Source organism: Brachybacterium sp. Z12, assembly GCF_014400405.1.
In the GTDB taxonomy this organism is placed as follows: Bacteria; Actinomycetota; Actinomycetes; order Actinomycetales; family Dermabacteraceae; genus Brachybacterium.
Window position 1 is genome coordinate 1,760,966 of record NZ_CP060496.1, and the last position, 19,765, is coordinate 1,780,730.

The following is a 19,765-nucleotide window of genomic DNA, read 5'->3' on the forward strand; positions in this document are numbered from 1 at the left end:
GAACGGTAACGGCACCGCCCAGAACCCCGGCCTGACGGCGACCGCGCAGGGCGTCGGCGACGGCGCCTCGGCCGCCTCGGACGGCGTCCAGCAGATCGCCGACGGCATCAACGGCACCGAGGGCCAGCCCGGGTTGGTCCAGGGCACGCAGGGCATGGTCGCCTACGCCGAGGGCATCGAGACGGCCTTCGAGGGGGACGGCACCGCGCAGAACCCGGGCCTGACCGCCTCCGCCGAGCAGCTCGCGACCGGCGCCCAGGCCAGCGCCGACGGCGCCGGCGAGCTGGTCAGCGGGATCAGCGGCCTCCGTGAGGGCCTGATCCAGTACGGCCAGGGCGTGGATGGACTCGCCGAGGGCGCGCAGCAGCTCGCCACCGGCACCCGGACCAGTGCCGACGGCGCCGGTGCGCTGGCCGACGGCACCGATCAGCTCGCCGAGGGTGCGAACGCGCTGGGCACCGGCGCGGACCAGCTCGCCGAGGGCAATCGGCAGCTGGCCGATGGCACCGGGGAGCTCGCCGACGGCACCGAGGAGCTCGCCGAGGGCACCACCGAGCTGGCAGAGGGCACCGAGGAGCTCGCGGGCGGTCTGCGCGAGGGCGCCGAGGGAGTGCCCTCCTACTCCGAGGCGGAGCGCACCAGGATGGCGGAGATGGCCTCCTCCCCGTCGGCACCGAGGCGGAGCGCCAGAACGAGGCGAACGGTGCGAGCACCGCGACCTTCCCGTTCGTCACCGGGCTCGCGCTGTGGCTGGGTGCCTTCGGCACCTTCCTGCTGCTGCCGGCCCTGTCCCGCCGTCTGCTGGATCGGGCGCTGCCGATGTCCCGGGTGGTGCTGCGCTCCCTGGCCCCGGCGCTGCTGATCGCTGTGGTGCAGGCCGTGGCGGTGCTGGCCGTGCTGACCGCCATCGGGATCTCCCCGCTCTCACCGCTGTCGGTGGGGGCGGTGGCTCTCGCCGGCGCGCTCATGTTCGCGACCCTGCACCAGATGCTGCTGACGGTGCTGGGTGACCGCATCGGCCGGATCGCCTCGGTCGTGCTGATGGTGCTGCAGGTGGTGACGTTGGTGGGCATCGTGCCGGTGCAGACCGCACCCGAGCTGCTGCAGTCGATCGGCTCGCTGATGCCGCTGTCGATCGTCACCCAGGGCCTGGTGCATGCGGCGCTCGGCGGTTCTCTGGTGAGCACCTCGAGCACCCTGCTGGCGATCGTGGCGTGGGCTGCGGTGTCGCTGGTGCTGACCCTGGTGGCCTCTCGCCGGGCGCGTCTCGTTGGACGCTCCGAGCGGGTGGGCGGCGGGGCGGTCCCGGCCGCGGTCTGAGTCACTGGAAGTCCCTGGACCTGCCGGCTGCGACCAGGTCCAGGGACGCGACGTCGTCGGCGACGAGGTTCACCGCACCGCTGCGGTTCTCCACGATGCCGCGCAGCACGATCGCGCGGGCGGTGCGCAGCAGCGCCCGGTGACGGATCCAGAAACCCTGGGAGCAGACCACGTTGAGGATTCCGGTCTCGTCCTCGAGGCTGAGGAAGGTCACGTTCCCGGCGGTCGCCGGACGCTGACGGTGGGTGATCACGCCGGCCACCCGGATCCGGGTGGAGTCCTCCGCCTCACGGGTGCCGGTGATCGAGAGCACCCCGTCGGCCGTGAGCTCCTCGCGCAGCAGCGCCATCGGGTGATCGTCCAGGGTGATGCCGGTGGCCCAGGCATCAGCGGCCGCGAGCTCGGCGTCGCTCATCCCCGGCAGCATCGGCGCCTGCGCCCCGATCGCGAGGTGCGGCAGGGTGTCCGGGGATTCCTGGGCGGCGGCCCCCGCGGCCCACAGCGCCTGCCGGCGCGAGCTCGCCAGCGCATCCAGCGCCCCGGCCGTTGCCAGCGCCTCGAGCTGCCGGGCGGTCAGCCGCACCCGTCGGGCCAGATCCGGGACGGAGGCGAACGTCCCGCCCCGCTCCCGCTCAGCCACGATCTGCTCGGCGGTCTCCGTGCTGATGCCGCGCACCTGGTCCAGGCCCAGCCGGATCGCGGGCCCGGCCGCCGCGGCCTCCCCTGGATCTGCTCGCGCGGCGGATCCACCCGGTAACCGATGTGGTCCTCGTCGGTCTCCAGATCCGTGCGGGAACGGCTGCGCAGAACATCCGGACCGCGGGTGAGCACACCGTGCCGGCGGGCATCCGCGACCAGCGACTGCGGGGAATAGAAGCCCATCGGCTGGGAGCGCAGCAGCGCCGCGGTGAACGCCGCCGGGTAGTGGCACTTCAGGTAGGAGCTCGCGTACACCAGGTACGCGAAGGAGTACGCGTGGGACTCGGGGAAGCCGTAGTTGGCGAAGGCCAGCAGCTTGCGGTGGACCGCGTCGGCGTCCTCCCCACGATGCCGTGGCGGGCCATCCCCTCGAACAGGGCGTCGGAGAGGTCGAGCATCTTCTGGGTGGAGCGCTTGGATCCCATCGCGCGGCGCAGCTGATCAGCCTGGGCGGGGGTGAAGTCGGCGACGTCGACCACCATCTGCATCAGCTGCTCCTGGAACAGCGGGATGCCGAGTGTGCGGCCCAGGGACTTCTCCAGGCGCGGATGGAGAAAGGTGACCTCCTCCTCCTTGTTCCGGCGCCGGATGTAGGGGTGCACGGAGCCGCCCTGGATGGGGCCGGGCCGGATCAGCGCCACCTCGACCACCAGGTCGTAGAAGCAGCGGGGCCGCAGCCGGGGCAGCGTGGAGATCTGGGCACGGGACTCCACCTGGAACACGCCCACGCTGTCCCCCTCGCACAGCATGTCGTACACCGCCTCGTCCTCCTGCGGGAGAGTGCGCAGCTCGAAGCGCTGACCGTGATGCTCAGCGACGATCTGCAACGCATGATCCAGCGCCGTGAGCATCCCCAGGCCCAGCAGATCGAACTTCACCAGGCCTGCGTCGGCGCAGTCATCCTTGTCCCACTGCAGCACGGAGCGGTCCTCCATCGCGGCCCACTGCACCGGGCACACCTCGATCACCGGCCGATCGCACAGCACCATCCCGCCGGAGTGGATGCCGAGGTGGCGGGGGCGTCGCGCAGCTGGTGGGCGAGGGCGACGACGTCCTCGGGCACATCGGCATCGGCCAGCGAGGAGAAGGAGCGCTCGATCCGCTTGGAGAACGCGTCCTGCGCGCCGGTGTCGTAGCCGAGTGCCCGGGCCGCATCACGCACGGCGAGCTTCGCCCGGTAAGTGATGACGTTGGCGACCTGAGCGGCGTTCTCCCGGCCGTAGCGGTCATAGACGTGCTGGATCACCTCCTCGCGACGGTCGGAGGCGATGTCGATGTCGATGTCCGGCGGCCCATCGCGCTCAGGAGCCAGGAAGCGTTCGAACAGCAGATCGTGGCCGACGGGCTCGACCGCGGTGATCCCCAGCGCGTAGCAGACGGCGCTGTTGGCCGCGGAGCCGCGCCCCTGGGCGAGGATCCCCTCCTCGGCGCAGAAGTCGACGATCTCGTGGACGATGAGGAAGTAGCCGGGGAAGTTCAGATCGGTGATGACCTTCAGCTCGTGGTCGATCTGTGCCCATGCCCCCGGGATCCGCTCGGGACGCCCGGGCGCGGGCCGCGACCCGTAGCGCTCCCGGCCCTCGATCTCCACCAGCTCCACCAGCCAGCTGGCCTCGTCGTGCCCGGCCGGCACCGGGAAGGGCGGCAGATCCGGGGCCAGCAGCCGCAGGTCCAGAGCGCAGTCCCGGCCCAGCCGCGCGGCCTGCGCGATCGCTCCCGGATAGCGGGGCAGCAGCTGGGCCATCTCCTCGCCGCTGCGCAGGTGGGCGGGGCGGGAGGAGAGATACGGATCGGCTTGGGCGAGCGGCACCCCGGCGCGCAGGGCGGCGTGGGTGTCTGCGAGACGCTTGTCCGCCGGGCGGGCGTAGTGGGCGTTGGTGCTCGCCACCAGCGGCAGCGAGATCTCGTCCAGACCATGCGACTCCCGCACCAGGCGGGCGCCCTGGGCGAGGGCGTCGTGCAGCTCATCCGCCTCTCCCCCGCCACCCGCGATCAGCTCGACCGCGACGTTGCCGGGACCGAACAGCTCCACCAGGCGGGCGATCGCCTCCGCTGCTGCATGTGCTGCCGCTTCGAGGTCCCCGAGCTCCAGGTGCGGGGCCGCTGCGCGGGTCACGGCGCCCTTGCGGCAGCCGGTGAGGACCAGCCAGTGCCCGTCCCGGGCCAGGCGCGAGAGCTCTGCGAGCCGGTACCGCGGGGCGGCCTTCTGCCCGCTGTCGAGGTGGGCGCGGGCGATCGCGGCCGAGAGCTGCCGGTAACCGGCGGTGTCACGCACCAGCACCAGCAGATGCTCCCCCTCCGGGTCCGGGACACCGGCGCGGGGCGCGGAGATCACCGGGGTGGTGCTCGCGGCCTGTGCTCCGGGTTCGAGGCCCAGGGTCAGCTCGGCGCCGAACACGGTGGCGATCCCCGCCTCCCCCGCAGCTTTGGCGAAGCGCACCGCCCCGGGCAGGCCATCGTGATCGACCAGGGTGATCGCCCCCAGCCCCAGCCGGGCGGCCTGTTCGACCATGTCCTCGGGGCTCGAGGCGCCGTCGAGGAAGCTGAAGTGGGAGTGGGCGTGCAGCTCCGCGTAGTCGACGGTGCGGGCAGGCCGGTAGGCGTCCTCGGCGGTCTGTCCGGTGTGCTCGATGACGACCGGCGGGGAGACCAGCTCGGCGGGACGGTCCGAGAGGATCGCCTCGAGGTCCTTCCACGCGGGGGCCCCAGGAACCAGCGGGCCATCAACGACTCTCCCTAGTCATACAACCCCTCCACCGTCCACTCCCCCGTCCTCGACAGCGCGAGCACCGCGGTCTCTTCCGCGCTCGCGCCGCGCACCACCAGCTGCAGACGCGCGGCCCGGTGGCCGTCCCGTGCCCACCAGCGCTCATCGATCACGGTGGGCGCGCCGTGGCCGAGCACCGGGTAGCCGGAGCCCGCGCGCAGCCCCGCCCGCTGCAGCGCCGGGAGACCGGGCGCGGCGATGAGCAGCCGGGCGGGCGCGGCGCTCAGCAGGCCGCGGGCGGTGACCACGACGGGCCGGCCGGAGGCATCCTCGAGACGCACCGACGGAGGCTGCCGGAACACAGTGGCGGGCGTCGGGCGTGGCAGGGAGCCCGGCCAGGGCCCGTCGCGCCGGGCAGGCTTCTCGCTGCGCCAGGGCACCAGGGCCATCTCCTCGGCGAGGAGCCGCCCGCCGGTGAGGACGGGGACCTGCACCGCGTCCTCCCCGGCGAGCCCCTGGGCTCGGGCGAGGGCGCGGGAGGCGCGCTGGGCCGCCTCTCCGGCACTGCCCCACAGCGCGGGGGCGTTCTCCCCCGCCGGGGCCAGCTGCAGCGGATGCAGGCCGATCCGGGTGATCGCCCCGGTTGCGGGGCCGCCCAGTCGGGCGCGGGTGATCCAGCCGTCGCACTGCCAGCGGATGCGGTCCACGACGTCTGCGACGGTGAGCGCTCCGTCGTGCCGCCAGGTGCGCTCCATCTCCTCGCCGCCTTCGGTGCGGGCCACGATCCGCAGCCGGGTGCACACCAGTCCGTTCGCGACGAGCATCGTGTGCAGCTGCTCAGCCAGGGGCGGGCGATGAAGGCCGCCTGGTCGGTGCGCACCAGCGGGGTCTCCAGCGTGGTCTCGGCGAGGATCGGCTGGGTGGGATGGTGCGCCGCGGGCGGAGTGGGCTCCTGGCCGCGGACCAGCAGGTGCAGGGTCGCGACGTCGGGCCCGAAGCGGTCGGCGACTGCGGCCGACGGGAGCGCGGCCAGGTCCCCGAGCGTGGCGATGCCGAGCCGCTGCAGCAGGTCGACGGTCTCGGCGAGGTCCAGCCGCCGCTCCGGGCGGGTGGCCGAGGGTTGGCCGCGATGCCCCCAGCCGGGGCCTACGGGTGCACTGCGCAGCGTCGTGATCGGATGCGGGGCGAGGTACTCGGCACTGCGGCCCTCACGCACGATCCGCCCGCGCGGGGAGGCGAGCAGGGCGGCGAAGGGGCCGTCGGCGATGCCGACCGCGCAGTCCCAGCCGGTGAGCTCGGCGACCGCGTCGAGGATCCTCTCGGCCAGCGGCTCTTCGCCGCCCTGATGGCGGGCAGGGCCGCGGGCCGACATCAGCAGCACTCCGGGGCGCAGCACGTCGACCCCGGCGGCGATCGTGTCCACCGCGGCGGCGACCAGCTCGAACAGGGCGGATTCATGCTCCCGGTCCGCTTCCAGCACGAGCGCCTCAGGACAGGCGGCGCGAGCGGCGCGACGCTTCATCCCCGGCAGCACTCCCGCTTCCCGTGCGGCGGCCCCGGCGTGGGTGACGCGGTGCTGATCGAGCAGGATCACGGGAGCGGCGGCGGGATCGAGAACGGACGGACCCTCAACCTCAACCTCAGCTTGACCTTGAGTCTCGCTCTCGGTGCGGCGCTGGTGGCGGTCCAGTGCCGCGAGCAGCGGCCAGTCCGGAACGGTGACGGCGACGGTGCGGGTGGCCGTGCTCATCAGCCAGCCCTCCTCACCGGTCGCAGCAGGCGCATGGGCTCCGCGCTCGCGTGGACCGCAGGGCGCTGCGGAGCATCCGAGATCATGCCGCTGACCTGCGGCAGCAGTACCTCGGCAGTGCGATGACCGGCGACCCCCGCCCTTCTGCGGTGATCGCGAGGCGGCGCCTGCGCAGCCGCCCCGAGCCGGCCCCGAGCCCTGCCCAGCCCTGGGTGACCGCGCGCAGGGTGAGGTCCGATCGGCCCGGCGGCGGGGCGGCGGCGAGGACCAGGGTGTCCGCGGTGCGGGCCCGGTTCAGCAGGCTGCGCCAGAGTGCGGGGGCGAGGTCCAGGTCAGGGCCGAGCACGAGCACGCCCACCCCGTCGGCCAGAGCGGAGAGCACCTGGGGGCGCTGGTCTCCGTCGGCCGGGGCGAGGGCGAGGCGGCAGGGGTCCAGGCCGGCGTCCAGGGCGGAGCGAAGGCCCAGGTCGGGCATGCCGGCGATCGCACACCAGGAGTCCTCCCCACTGCGGCGACAGCGAGGGACAGCAGCAAAGAGGTGGTCGCGGCACCCTCGATCGCCACGGAGCTGCCGGCGCGCAGGCTGCCGCGCGGGAACAGGGTCGCCAGCGGTCCCGGCACCGGCAGCCGGGTGCCGAGCCCGTCGTCGGCGGAGTCCGGGAGGGACTGCACCGACGGCTGCAGGGCGGTGCGATCGATCCGCCCACCCCAGCGGGCGGCGGAGCGCTCGGCCGCACCCAGCGCGGCCCGGGCTCGGGACAGGCGCTGCTCACGATCCTCCACCTGGAGGGCTGTGCTCCCCATGTGTCCTCCTCCCGATCCGGACGCCTCTTCGCACACATGCTCGAACAGGGGTTCGAACTGTACGCCCCGGAGGGGGCGCCTCAAGGTATCCAGGCTGTGGCTTCGAACATGCATGCGAAGCATTGCGGAGAGGTCCGACAGATGGGGCAGGATCGCCGGATGGCACAGCTCCACAGCGCTCCGCACGTGCTTCGTCCAGCCGTGCCGGGCGATGCCGACGGCTGTGCGAGCGTGCACCACACGTCATGGGTCCAGACGTACTCCGCGCTGCTCCCGGCATCGCACTGGGAGACGGACACGCTCGAGCGGCGCGCAGAGACCTGGCGTCGATGGCTGGAGGGCGGCGTTGCTGTCACGGTGGCGGAGTCCGGCGAGCTGATCGTCGGGTTCACCATCGCTGGCTCCGGGCGGCAGGTCGGCGCACATGCTCCGGTACGCGATCGAGAGCTGTACTCGCTCTATGTACTGGCCGCGCACCACGGCAGCGGGGCCGGTCAGGCCCTGCTCGAGGCGGTCCTGCCGGTCGGCACCCCTGCCCAGCTCTGGGTCGCCGAGGACAATCCGCGCGCCCGGCGGTTCTACGAGCGCAACGGCTTCACTCCTGACGGAGCTCGTTTCCACGACGAGACGCTCGACCTCACCGAAGTACGGCTGGTCCGCTGAGGAATGCAAGTGGTCAGAACGGCGGGGGTGGAGGGTTCTTCCGTCGCTCGAGGGCTCGCTGTCGCGCCTCGCGTTCTGCCTGGTAGCGGGTCCAGGAGTCCATGAGCTCCGTGGTCATGGCCGGGGTGGCGAGGTCGGTGTTGTCGCGGACGATCACGTGTGCCCGGTCCCGGAGTGACCAGGAGGTCTGTCCGGGGAGGCCGGGCGTGCACGGCAGGCGGGTGGGATCGAGCAGGCCGGAGGTCTTCGCGCGGTGATGCTGCCAGCACAGCAGGTGCAGGTTCTCGATGTCGGTGAGACCGCCGCGCTCCGGGTCCCCGTGGTCGTACTCCTCGATGTGATCAACCTCGGAGGCCCAGGAAGTGGCCCGGGTGCAGCCGGGGACCGCGCAGGTGGTGTTGCGCAGGCGCAGATGCTCGAGCATGGCGCGGGTGGGAGCGTAGCGCTGCGCGGGCAGCGGCAGGAAGACGCCGCTGCACGGATCTGTGAGCACTCGGTACCAGGTCTCGCTCTGCCCGGCCAGCTCCCGCGCCATCGCCGCAGGGATCGGGATCGTGCCCTCCAGCATGCCGGGCTCCTGGGAGCCGCCGAGCAGGGTCATGACGGGCACGGTGATGTTGAGGCGGAAGCGGGGCTTCGGCACCTGGACCCCGTCCGTGTCGAGAACCGCACCTCCCAGAAGGTCGTACTGGAGGAGGGCGAGGGAGGCGGGCATCGCCGTCTCGGCGACGGTGCCTCGCGGGTCCATCGGCGGCACCTCCCCCGCCTCGAGGGCGCGGCGCTGCTCGCCTTGTACGGCACGGGCTGCGGCGTCGAGTCGTTGGGCCAGAGCGAGGATCTCCGGGGCCGGGCCGGTCACTCGCAGGCAGCCGATCCCGTCATCCCGGTCCTTAAGCAGCTCCACTCGGCGCCGCCCCTCCGGGGTCAGGTGCGTGGGCGTCTCCAGCTGGGACTCCAGCCGACCGAGGAGCCGGGAGAGCCGCTGGTGGAACTGCTCCGTGGTCAGGGTCGTGGGCCACAGTGAGGCGGTGGCATCCACGAAGCCCATCTGGCCCGCGGTGAGGTGGCGGGTTCGGCGCAGGATGCGGTCGAACCATGCCGCGGGGTACTCCCCGCTGTCCAGGTGGACCAGAGTGCGCGGCAGCTGGGTCACTGCGATGTGGGCATCGTGGAGGATGCGGTCCGCAACGGTGCGGGTGCAGCGCAGGGCGAGCGCCACGGAGAGCAGCTCGGCCTCGGCCACGTCCTCGTCATAGTCCTCGCCCTCCGAGTCGTGGAAAGACGGTGCGAGCGCGGTGAAGCGGGTGGCGAGCCGGCGGCTCTCCTCGATCGATGCGGCATGGACCGGCTGCAGGTGGGGCGGGAGCACGGGCGCTGCGGGAGTGGGGTCCGGGGACCCTTCAGGCGTGGCGTCGCCGGTCGCCCCGAGCGCCGGCCCGACGGCGCCGGAAACGCTCTGCCGGGCGAAGTTCCCGTCGCTGTCGTCCTCATCGAACGACACGTTCGCACTTTCGCGGAGTTCACCCATCGCACACACCTCCTCCCATCACATGGCTGCAGATTGCCCGCATGGGGCAGAATCGCAGAATGCCGCCAGGTCGAATAAACGTCGTCCCATTATTTTAGTGCCGCCCGACGCTGGCGCAAGACCTCTCCCTGAATCTGTGGATAATGTGGATAAGTGGGCGGTGGGGAGGAAAGGTACTGCTGGGCATTGTGGATGAACGGCCACTGTGGAGGAAAGGTCGCGCAGTCCGCCGTCGCCGACTGCCCACTGCAGAAGACTGGACGGGGAGCCCTGATGCTTTCCGTGATTGACAAAAGGCTCACGGCGGTTCCCACAATCTTCGCCGAGCCCTATTGAAAGCCGCGACGAAAATCCTTAACGGGAGGACTTCCATCACCGCCCCGTCGACAGAAATCTCGGCACGGTAACACACCGGCCAGAGGCGCTATAAGGCTATGAAGAAGAATGCTAAGCGCACCACACAAGAGCTACTGTCGGGCAATGCAGAAGAATGCGCGCGACCGCCGACGCCCCTCTCTCGGGGCGATGCTCGCAGCCCCATACGCCTCCGCCGCCGCAACGCTGACGGCCTCGCCCGCGATGCGCACACTCGGACTCCTGACCGGAGTGAACGCCCTGGGCAACGGGCTGTTCGCAACGATCGGCATCCTGTTCTACACCCAACATCTCGGCTTCTCCGTCAGCTTCGTCTCCGCTGGCCTCGTCGCCGCGACCCTGCTCGCGATCGGGGGCGACCTCATCAGCGGCAGGTTTTCCGATGCCTCGAGTCCGAAGCCGGTGCTCCTGGCCGGACTCGTACTCTCGGCCATCGCGACCGCCCTGCTGCTGGTGGTCTGGGATCAGGTGAGCTTCGTCGTCGCGCTGTGAGTGATCAGTCTTCGGCAGGGGCTGTGCATGTCTTCGAACACGGCACTTATCCGCCGGCTGGCGCAGGAGAGCCCAGCGCTTGCCAGAGCATCGCTGAGGTCGCTGCTGACCCTCGGTATCTCCGCCGGTGCCCTGCTGGCCGGGCTCGTGCTCGGCAGCGGCAGCCTGGCCGCGTTCCAGATCGCGATCCTCAGCAATGCACTTACCTTCGTCATCGCTGCTGTGCTGCTCACGCGCATCACCCTGCCGCCAGCCCCGGACGGGGCGACGGGGCGGCCGTACCCGGTCGTTCCTGACAGGCGTTTCGCCGTGTTCTCGCTCGCCAACGGGGCGATCGGCATCTACCTGCACGTGCTGTCCTTCGCGCTCCCGCTGTGGACGGTGATCCACCATCCGGAGCTGATGTGGATCGTCGGCCTCCTGATCGCGCTCAATGCTCTGCTCACCGCCACCTTCCAGATACCGGCCAGCGCCGGGATCGTGAGCATCGGCGCCGCGAGCAGGCGCCTGCTCATCGGTGCCGTCTTCCTTGCGGCCTCCTACCTCTTCTTCCTCTCCGGCTGGTCAGTCTCACCGCCCCTACTGGTCATCATGCTGATCGGTTTCCTGGTGGCCCATACTGCGGGCGAGGTGCTGTACAGCGCCGGCACTATGGAGCTGCTGTTCCGGCTGGCACCGGCTCAGCAGCAGGGCCAATACGGCGCCTTCTACGGGATCAGCAACGGGCTGACGTCCTCCGCCGCGCCAGCGGTCCCCGGCGGCGCCATCGCGCTCAGCGGCGGGTGGGGATGGTGGCTTCTCGCCGCAGCGACGCTTCTGCTCGCCATCCTCATCCGCGCGGTGAGCAACGGGGCGCAGCCGGTCGACGCCGCTGACATGATCGACCGGTGACCCAGCACTCACCGGTGCGCGACGGTGTGGCAGAGTCTCCTGCGAGGCGATGACCCGCCTGCCCCGCCCCTCGAAGGAGACCCATGCGCGCGCTGATGCTGCACGAGAAGAACCGGATGTCCATCGAGGAGGTCGAGCCCGTCGGCACCCCGGCCCCGGACAGGTCCGGATCACGATGCACACCGTCGGCATCTGCGCCTCCGACGTGCACTACTGGACCGACGGCAAGATCGGGCCGTTCGTGGTCGAGGCACCGATGATCCTGGGCCATGAGGGCGCCGGAACCGTCGTGGAGGTCGGAGAGGGCGTCACGCACCTCTCCCCGGGGACCGGGTCGCGATGGAGCCGGGCGTGCCGGACCCCACCTCCCGCGCCGTGCGTGAAGGCAACTACAACGTCGACCCCGGAGTGCAGTTCTGGGCCACCCCGCCCGTCCACGGCTGCCTCGTCGACGAGGTCATCCACCCCGCCGCTTACACCTTCAAGCTGCCCGACAACCTCAGCTTCGCCGAGGGCGCGCTCATCGAACCGTTCTCCGTGGGGATGTACGCCGCGACGAAGGCAGGCATCAAGCCCGGAGACGTGGCCGCCGTCGTCGGCGCCGGCACCATCGGCATCATGACCGCGATCGCTGCTCGCGCGGGCGGTGCGAGCACCGTCTTCATCTCCGATGTGCTCCCGCAGAAGCTGGCCCTGCTAGACGGGCTCGAGGGCATCGTCACCGTCGACGCCACCAAGGAGGACCTGGGCGAGCGGGTGCGTGCTGAGACCGGTGGCTGGGGCCCGCAGGTGGTGTTCGAGGCCACCGGCGCCGCGCCTGCCTACAAGAAGCTCTGGGAGATGCCCGCTCCGGGCGGCCGCATCGTGCTGGTCGGCATGCCGGTGGACCCGGTGCCCTTCGACATCGCGACCGCGCAGAGCCGCGGTATCTCCCTGGAGACGGTGTTCCGTTACGCGAACGTCTACCAGAAGGCGATCGACCTCGCCGCGACCGATGGCGTGGACCTCTCCCGCTTCGTCTCGGAGACCTTCGCCTTCGACGACTCAGTGCAGGCCTTCGAGCGCTTCCTCGAGGGCAGGCCGACGGATGTGAAGATCCAGATCGCGCTCTGAGGCCCCACCTGCGGGTCCTCTTGGACCTGGATGGCACGCTGGCGGACCGCCAGCGTGCCATCGAGGCCGACAGCGGCTACCTCGGCAAGCTCGCCGTGAGCGCCGACCGTCGCTGCCAGAACACGACCGCGCTCGCCGCAGCGACGTTCAGCGAGTCCACTCCCCGGCCATCGGGATGACGACGTGCTCGTCGACCGCCTGCAGCGTCGCGGGCTTCAGCCCGTGGCCCTCGGCGCCGAGCACGAAGGCGACCTTCCGCTCCGGGCTCAGATCTACAGCGTCCAGCTCCACCGCGCCCTCGGTCAGGGCGAGAGCGAGCACGTCGAAGCCGGCCTCGTGCAGCAGGTCCATCCCGGCACCCGGCCAGGCCTCGAGCTTCGTCCACGGCACCTGGAAGACGGTGCCCATCGACACGCGGATCGAGCGGCGGTACAGCGGGTCCGCGCACTGCGGGGTCACCAGCACGGCATCGACGCCGAGCGCCGCAGCGGAGCGGAACATCGCGCCGACGTTCATGTGATCGACGAGGTCCTCGAGCACGGCGACGGTGCGCGCCTCCCGCAGCAGGTCCGCGGCTGCGGGCAGCTCCGGCCGCTGCATCGCCGCGAGTGCCCCGCGGTGGAGGTTGTAGCCGGTGAGCTGTTCGACGAGCGACTCTTCTCCCGCGAACACAGGCACCTCGGGAAACTGCTCGTACAGCGGAGCGAACTTCGCGAGCCACCGCTCGTTCATGAGGAAGGAGCGCGGCGCCATCCCGGCCTCGATCGCCCGGGAGATCACCTCGTAGCTCTCGGCCATGAACAGGCCCCGCTCCACCTCGACGCGGGAGCGCAGACGCACATCGGTCATGCGCAGGTAGTCGTCCAGCGCCGGATCGGCGAGGTCGGTGACCTTCCGCAGCTGAGGGTGCTCCACCTGTGGGTCAGTTCAACGACAGCGAGCGGGCGGTGAAGCGCTCCCCGCGCTGCTCGGCCACCAGCGGCAGGCCGAAGGTGCGGGTGAGGTTCTGGGAGGTGAGCGTCTCACCGATCGGGCCCGCGGCGACGACGCCGCCCTCACGCAGCAGCGCCACATGGGTGTAGCCCGGAGGGATCTCCTCGACGTGATGGGTGACCAGCACCGTCACCGGGGTCGCGGGGTCCTTGGCGAGACGGCCCAGGGTGCGCACGAGCGACTCGCGGCCGCCGAGATCGAGCCCTGCGGCGGGCTCGTCGAGCAGCAGCAGCTCCGGGTCGGTCATCAGGGCGCGGGCGGCGAGCACGCGCTTGCGCTCGCCGGTGGAGAGGGTGCCGAACATCCGGGAGGCCAGGTCGCCGACCCCGAAGGCGGCCAGCAGGGTGCGGGCACGCTCCAGATCCACTTCGTCGTACTCCTCGCGCCAGCGACCCACCACGCCGTACCCGGCGGTGACCACGACGTTCTCGGCGCTCTCCTCGACCGGGACGGTATCCGCGAGCTCCTGGCTGGCCAGACCGATCAGCGGGCGCAGCTCGAAGATGTCGACCTTGCCGAGCCGCTCGCCGAGGATCTCGACGGTGCCCGCGGTGGGGTGCATCCGTGCGGAGAGCAGGCGCACGAGGGTCGACTTGCCGGCACCGTTGGGGCCGAGGACCGCCCAGCGTTCCCCCTCCCCGATCTCGAGGGACACCCCGTCGAGGATCGCGGCGCCGCTGCGGCGGACGGTGACATCGTTCAGTGAAGCTGCTGAGACGGACATGTTCCGAGCCTATCGTCAGAACCGCTGCCAGATCCCCGCGCGCTCGACGTGTCCCCGCCCCGACACCGAGTAGTCGCACACACCGTCGGGGCGCACCCGTGGGCCCGACGGCCGCCCATAGACTGGTCGGAACAGCACCGCCGTTCCAGGAGGCCCCGTGGCGCATCGGCCCGTTTCCCTGCACGCACCTCGCGGCTCGGTCGCGGCCGACGTGATCCGGGAGGGCATCGACGCTCTTCTCGCCGATAAGGAAGGCGAGGTGCCGCTGGTCTTCCCGCCCGAGGTCCTCGCCGCGGCCGAGCACGCCGCAGCCCGTGACCACTCGCCCGCCGAGCGCACCGACCGCACCGAGGTCCCATTCGTGACCCTGGATCCCGAGAGTTCGACGGACCTCGACCAGGCGATGCATCTGGAGCGCACCGAGGCCGGCTACCGGGTGCTTTACGCGATCGCCGATGTGCCCTGGTTCGTCGAGCTCGGCGGCCCGCTCGACCAGGAGGCGCGGCGCCGCGGCGAAACGCTGTACCTGCCGGATCGTCGCATCCCGCTGCATCCCGAGGTGCTCTCCGAAGGGGTCGCCTCCCTGCTGCCGGACCAGCCCACCCCGGCCTTCGTATGGGTGCTGGAACTGGACGAGGCCGGGGAGGTGCGCGGCATCGACCTCGAGCGCGCACTGGTCCGGTCCATCGTGAAGCTCGCCTACGACCAGGTGCAGGAGGAGCTGGACCGCGGAGAAGGGCATCCGATGATGCTCCTGCTCCAGGAGATCGGGGCCCTGCGCACCCGGCTCGAGGCGGAGCGCGGCGGGGCGAGCCTCAACGTGCCCGAGCAGGAGGTCGTGGCCGATGGCGACCTGGTGCGGCTGCGCTGGCGGCGCCCGAACCCGATCGAGGACGCCAACGCACAGATCTCCCTCATGACCGGGATGGCCGCCGCCACGCTGATGCTCGAGCACGGCGTGGGGATCCTCCGCACCATGCCGCCCGCGGAGCAGCCGGCCGTGGACCGGTTCCGCCGCCAGAGCGAGGTGCTCGGCGTGCCCTGGGACGAGGCGCAGAGCTACGGGGAGTTCCTCCGCTCGCTGGACTGGCGGGAGCCGGCGCACCTGGCCCTGCTGAACCAGGCCACGTCCCTGTTCCGCGGCGCCTCCTACGCGGCGTTCACGACAGCGGAAGAAGCTCCCGAGGATCCGGCGCAGGCCGCGATCGCCGCGCCCTATGCCCACACCACAGCGCCTCTGCGCCGCCTGGTGGACCGCTTCGTGCTGATGATCTGCCACGACCATGTGCGCGGGGTGCGGCCGGCGCAGGAGCTGCTGGCGGCGCTGGTCGAGGTGCCCGAGGCGATGCGCTCCACCGGGACGCGGGCGGGGAGCCTCGAGCGGGCCGCGATCGAGCTGGTCGAGACCGCTGCGCTCGCCGCCTGGGAGGCTGAGACCTTCGAGGCCGCGGTGATCGAGCGGCGAGAGGCGAGCGAGTCGAAGGACGGCAACGGCGGTGCCCCCACCAGGGTAGAGGTGCAGCTGACCGATCCCCCGGTGACGGCGTGGGTGCCGATGGACGCTTCCGTCGGCGATCTGGTGCGGGTCCGGCTCGACTCCGTGGATACGGTCGCCCGTCGGGCGGAGTTCGTCCCGGCCGACGGGGACGTGAGATGAGCGAGGCCGCCGCAGGCAGGGACCTGGTCGCACTCCCCGTGCAGCGGTGCTGATGCTGTGGACCGCCGCCTATCTCCGTGGAGATCTCGGCCCGGACGACGCCGCGCAGATGAGCTACGGGGTGGGCCGTTCCGGCCCCAGCGGGCAGGGAGAGGACCTGTTCTCGTGGATGACCGGGTTGCGCCGGCTGCCGCTCGCGCAGCTGCGCCTGGTGCTGCCCGCCCCGGGTCGTCTCGCCGGGCTCGTGGGCCCTCCGGCGGCGATCGGTCCGGCACTTGAGGCGGAGCAGGCCATCGTGGTCACCGGTGCCGGGATCGCTGATCACACGCTGATCCCGCTCACCATGGCGGTCGAGCACGAGGAGCGTCCGGCCACCGCGGTCACGTGGATGCGGGTGCCCGCACCGATGGGCGCGCATGTCCCTCCGTCGGCCGGTTCCGGCGGTGCCCGTCAGGAGCTGCTGCATGCACTGCGCCGCGCGGCCGAGGGATCGATCGAGCTGGACCTGGTGCCCGAGGAGCCGGTCGAGCCGGCGCGGATCCCAGCCACCTGGATCTCGACCGCGCTGCCGCGGCACCTCGAACGGTCCTCGGCGCACCTGCTGGTGCTCGCTGCACGCACGCTGCTCCTGACCCGCGGCGAGATCGAGGAGGGCCACGGCCACACGGTGCACCTGGCAGAGGCGCTCGCGCGGCGCGGCCTCCTCGATGAGCTGCACGACGCAGCGCGCGGGGCGCTCGTCGAAGCGGTCGACGCGATCTTGGCCGCTGAGACGGGCTGAGGCCGACCGAGCCCGTCCGGGGTCAGGACGCCTGTGCGAGGACCGTCCGGTAGAGCTCGAGGGTGCGCTCGGCGATCGACGTCCAGGCGAAGTGCTCGGCGGCCCTGCGGCGGGACGCCTCGCCCATCTGCTTCGCGCGCTCCGGATCGGAGACCATCCGCACCAGTGCGTCGCGCGTGTCCGCGATGAACTTCTCCGGGTCCACCGGTGTGCCGGTGCCGTCGGTGACCTGTTCGAGCGGCACGAGGTATCCGGTCTCGCCATCGACCACGACCTCCGGGATGCCACCCGTGGCGGAGGCGACCACGGGGATGCCGCAGGCCATGGCCTCGAGGTTCACGATGCCGAGAGGCTCGTAGATGCTCGGGCACGCGAAGGTGGTGGCATGGGTGAGGATCTGGGTGAGCTCGTGGCGCGGCAGCATCTCGGTGATCAGGTGCACGTTGCCTCGCTCCTTGGCCAGTTCTTCGACCAGCGTGTTCACCTCCTGCGCAATCTCCGGGGTGTCCGGCGCCCCGGCGCACAGCACCACCTGGTATTCGGGGGCAGCTCTCGCACCGCGCGCAGGAAGTACGGGAGCCCCTTCTGGCGGGTGATGCGGCCGACGAACACGATCGTGGGCGCCTCGGGATCGATGCCTCGCGAGGTGAGGGCGGAGGTCTCGGGGTTCGGGGACCAGGCGTCGATGTCGATGCCGTTGTGGACCACGTGGACCTTGGCTGGATCGACCGAGGGTAAGCCCGCAGGATGTCCTCGCGCATCCCGGCTGAGACGGCGATGACACCGGCAGCGCCCTCATAGGCGGTGCGCTCGGCGAAGGAACTCACCGCGTAGCCGCCGCCCAGCTGCTCGGCCTTCCAGGGCCGCAGCGGTTCGAGGGAGTGGGCGGAGAGCACATGCGGGGCGCCGTGCAGCAGCGACGCCATGTGCCCGGCGAAGTTCGCGTACCAAGTATGGGAGTGGATGAGGTCCGCTCCCGCGCAGTCCGCGGCCATCAGCAGGTCCGTGCCCAGGGTGCTCAGCGCAGCGTTGGCGCCTGCGAGCTCTGCCGGGGTCGAGTAGGAGTGGGTCCCCTCCTCGTTCCGCTGGGCGCCGAAGGCCCTGACCTGCACGTCGATGTGGGGCCGCAGCACCTTCGTGAGCTCGGCGACGTGCACTCCCGCCCCGCCGTAGATCTCCGGCGGGTACTCCCTGGTCAGCAGATCGACACGCATATCGGGTTCCTTCTCGTTCTGGGCGGGGTGCGTCGGAGTCTCTCGGGACACCGCCGGGTCCGAAAGGAACGCTCCCCGCGTGATGGGTGCCACGTCTGGACTATCCTCGCATCATGTCGTCCAAAAAGGTCCTCGCCATCGTTCTCGCCGGCGGTGAGGGGAAGCGGCTGATGCCGCTGACCCTCGACCGGGCTAAGCCCGCGGTCCCGTTCGGCGGTATCTACCGCCTGATCGATTTTGCCCTGTCGAACATCGCCAACTCCGGCTATCTGCGCGTGGTCGTGCTGACGCAGTACAAGTCGCACTCGCTGGACAAGCACATCGCCCAGACGTGGCGCATGAGCTCGCTGCTGGGCAACTATGTCGCCCCGGTCCCGGCGCAGCAGCGCATGGGCAAGCACTGGTTCCGCGGCTCCGCTGATGCGATCGCGCAGTCGCTGAACCTGATCTATGACGAGAAGCCCGAGCACGTGGTGGTCGTCGGCGCCGACAACATCTATCGCATGGACTTCTCTCAGATGCTCGAGGCCCATATCGAGTCGGGCAAGTCCTGCACGGTCGCGGCGATCCGCCAGCCGATCGAGATGTCCGACCAGTTCGGTGTCATCGAGACCGATGCCGCCGATCCCACCACGATCAAGGCCTTCGTCGAGAAGCCGAGCGTGACGGAGGGGCTGGTCGACGACCCCAGCTCGATCCTCGCCTCCATGGGCAACTACATCTTCAACGCCGACGCGCTGGTCGAGGCGGTCACCCGGGATGCCGAGGACGACTCCTCCAAGCACGACATGGGCGGGGACATCGTGCCCGCCTTCGTGGCTGAGGGCGACGCCGCCGTCTACGACTTCATCCACAACGACGTGCCCGGATCCACCGATCGTGACCGCGACTATTGGCGTGATGTCGGCACGCTGGACGCCTTCTACGACGCGCATATGGATCTGATCTCGATCCATCCGGTCTTCAACCTCTACAACGAGGAGTGGCCGACCTTCACGGGGCACCGCAACGCGCCGCCGCCGGCGAAGTTCGTCCATGCCGGTCCGGGCCGTGTCGGCTCCGCTGTCGATTCGGTGATCTCTCCGGGGTGGTCGTCTCCGGGGCCCAGGTCTCGAGCTCGGTCCTCTCCCCGGTGTGCGGGTGAATTCCTGGTCGAACGTGTCGGACTCGGTGCTGATGGATGACGTGATCGTGGGCCGTCACTGCCAGATCCATCGCGCGATCATCGATAAGGGGTGGTGGTGCCGCCGCGCACGCAGATCGGCCTGGATCCTGAGAAGGACCGTGCCCGCGGCTGGGTGGTCACGGAATCCGGCATCACGGTGCTGGGCAAGGGAACGGTCATCACGCCGTGACCGGCAGCGCAGTGAAGGAGGCGGCGCCTGTGGTGGCGACGGGTCTGCTGGTCTCGGATGTCGATTCCACGTTCCTGACCCAGGAGGTGATCGAGCTCGTCGCCGAGCATGCCGGGGTGCGTGACCGGGTCGAGGAGATCACCACCGCGGCGATGCGCGGCGAACTCGACTTCGCGCAGTCGTTGCGTGCGCGAGTGGCGCTGCTCGAGGGCCTCGATGAGACTGTTCTCGCCACTGTGCGCGGCATCCTGGTGCCGACGCCCGGCGCGCTCGAGCTGGTGCGTCGTGCGAAGGAGGCCGGCTGGGTGACCGCTCTGGTCTCCGGCGGTTTCCACGAGGTGATCGATGAGCTCGCCGCCGAGGCGGGCATCGACTATGTGCGCGCCAACCGTTTCGAGATCGTCGACGGGCGCTTCACCGGGAGGGTCTCCGGGCCGATCATCGATGGTGCCGCCAAGCGCGTCGCCCTCGAGGAGTTCGCGCAGCGGCACGGCGTGTCGACGGCTCGGACCGTCGCCATGGGCGACGGCGCGAACGACCGGGAGATGCTGGTCGCGGCGGGCACCGGGATCGCGTTCAGGGCCAAGCCCGCCCTGCGCGAGGTGGCCGACGTGGTGCTGGACGGGGAGTCCCTGTGGGACGCCTGGCCTCACCTCGAGGCTGCCAGCCGGGCATGACTAGCTGCCAGCCGGGCATGAG

11 protein-coding genes and 8 pseudogenes are annotated in these 19,765 nt (G+C 70.9%); 11 read left to right on the plus strand and 8 right to left on the minus strand.

The window, feature by feature from the left end; translation table 11 throughout:
• Positions 1-154: 154 nt before the first annotated feature.
• A pseudogene (locus tag H3H54_RS09300) lies at positions 155-553 on the plus strand (YhgE/Pip domain-containing protein); the annotation flags it as partial.
• 170 nt (positions 554-723) lie between these two features.
• A pseudogene (locus H3H54_RS09305) lies at positions 724-1,320 on the plus strand (YhgE/Pip domain-containing protein); the annotation flags it as partial.
• Position 1,321: 1 nt separating this feature from the next.
• On the opposite strand, the pseudogene H3H54_RS19575 reads toward H3H54_RS09305, so the two are convergent.
• The 4 genes and pseudogenes from H3H54_RS19575 to H3H54_RS09325 form a co-directional block, all read right to left on the minus strand.
• Positions 1,322-4,743, minus strand: a pseudogene (locus H3H54_RS19575) (error-prone DNA polymerase).
• Between the two features lie 12 nt (positions 4,744-4,755).
• Positions 4,756-5,550 carry a hypothetical protein gene (locus H3H54_RS09315; RefSeq protein ID WP_262426539.1) on the minus strand — a complete coding sequence of 265 codons (795 nt, stop codon included), beginning with the start codon at positions 5,548-5,550 and terminating at the stop codon, positions 4,756-4,758.
• Positions 5,551-6,017: 467 nt separating this feature from the next.
• Positions 6,018-6,476 (minus strand): annotated as a pseudogene (locus H3H54_RS09320) (DNA polymerase Y family protein); the annotation flags it as partial.
• Positions 6,477-6,558: 82 nt separating this feature from the next.
• Entirely contained in the window at positions 6,559-6,951 is a 393-nt protein-coding gene (locus H3H54_RS09325) for a hypothetical protein (RefSeq protein ID WP_262423685.1), read from the minus strand.
• Between the two features lie 488 nt (positions 6,952-7,439).
• On the opposite strand from H3H54_RS09325, the gene H3H54_RS09330 reads away from it, so the two are divergent.
• Entirely contained in the window at positions 7,440-7,943 is a 504-nt protein-coding gene (locus H3H54_RS09330; protein WP_262423686.1) for a GNAT family N-acetyltransferase, read from the plus strand.
• 13 nt (positions 7,944-7,956) lie between these two features.
• Here H3H54_RS09330 and H3H54_RS09335 read toward each other — a convergent pair whose 3' ends face one another.
• Positions 7,957-9,444 (minus strand): HNH endonuclease signature motif containing protein, encoded by a 1,488-nt coding sequence (locus H3H54_RS09335; protein WP_262423687.1) that lies wholly within the window; start codon positions 9,442-9,444, stop codon positions 7,957-7,959.
• A gap of 507 nt (positions 9,445-9,951) precedes the next feature.
• On the opposite strand from H3H54_RS09335, the gene H3H54_RS09340 reads away from it, so the two are divergent.
• The 4 genes and pseudogenes from H3H54_RS09340 (at position 9,952) to H3H54_RS09355 (ending at position 12,342) form a co-directional block, all read left to right on the plus strand.
• Positions 9,952-10,338, plus strand: a complete 387-nt coding sequence (locus H3H54_RS09340; protein ID WP_262423688.1) for a hypothetical protein — start codon at positions 9,952-9,954, stop codon at positions 10,336-10,338.
• Positions 10,339-10,365: 27 nt separating this feature from the next.
• Positions 10,366-11,229, plus strand: coding sequence for an MFS transporter (locus tag H3H54_RS09345; RefSeq protein ID WP_262423689.1), 864 nt, complete (start codon positions 10,366-10,368; stop codon positions 11,227-11,229).
• A 175-nt stretch (positions 11,230-11,404) separates the two neighbouring features.
• A pseudogene (locus tag H3H54_RS09350) lies at positions 11,405-11,500 on the plus strand (hypothetical protein); the annotation flags it as partial.
• An 80-nt stretch (positions 11,501-11,580) separates the two neighbouring features.
• On the plus strand, positions 11,581-12,342 hold the full coding sequence (locus H3H54_RS09355; protein WP_262423690.1) for a zinc-binding dehydrogenase: 762 nt from the start codon (positions 11,581-11,583) through the stop codon (positions 12,340-12,342).
• Positions 12,343-12,418: 76 nt separating this feature from the next.
• On the opposite strand, the pseudogene H3H54_RS09360 reads toward H3H54_RS09355, so the two are convergent.
• Together H3H54_RS09360 and H3H54_RS09365 are read right to left on the minus strand one after the other, a co-directional pair.
• Positions 12,419-13,191 (minus strand): annotated as a pseudogene (locus H3H54_RS09360) (TrmH family RNA methyltransferase).
• Positions 13,192-13,264: 73 nt separating this feature from the next.
• Positions 13,265-14,059, minus strand: coding sequence for an ABC transporter ATP-binding protein (locus H3H54_RS09365; protein WP_262423691.1), 795 nt, complete (start codon positions 14,057-14,059; stop codon positions 13,265-13,267).
• A gap of 157 nt (positions 14,060-14,216) precedes the next feature.
• Between H3H54_RS09365 and H3H54_RS09370 the strand changes: the two genes are divergently transcribed.
• Both H3H54_RS09370 and H3H54_RS09375 read left to right on the plus strand, forming a co-directional pair.
• Positions 14,217-15,716: an RNB domain-containing ribonuclease gene (locus H3H54_RS09370; RefSeq protein ID WP_262423692.1), complete on the plus strand. Its 1,500-nt coding sequence runs from the start codon at positions 14,217-14,219 to the stop codon at positions 15,714-15,716.
• Positions 15,717-15,768: 52 nt separating this feature from the next.
• Positions 15,769-16,497, plus strand: coding sequence for a hypothetical protein (locus tag H3H54_RS09375; RefSeq protein ID WP_262426446.1), 729 nt, complete (start codon positions 15,769-15,771; stop codon positions 16,495-16,497).
• Positions 16,498-16,519: 22 nt separating this feature from the next.
• Here H3H54_RS09375 and glgA read toward each other — a convergent pair.
• A pseudogene (glgA, locus tag H3H54_RS09380) lies at positions 16,520-17,711 on the minus strand (glycogen synthase).
• 113 nt (positions 17,712-17,824) lie between these two features.
• Here glgA and glgC point away from each other — a divergent pair.
• Both glgC and serB read left to right on the plus strand, forming a co-directional pair.
• Positions 17,825-19,066 (plus strand): annotated as a pseudogene (gene glgC, locus H3H54_RS09385) (glucose-1-phosphate adenylyltransferase).
• A complete protein-coding gene (serB, locus tag H3H54_RS09390) occupies positions 19,063-19,743 on the plus strand; it encodes a phosphoserine phosphatase SerB (protein ID WP_262423693.1) in 681 nt (226 codons plus the stop codon). The pseudogene glgC and the gene serB overlap by 4 nt, the downstream one beginning before the upstream one ends.
• The last annotated feature ends 22 nt before the right edge of the window (positions 19,744-19,765 follow it).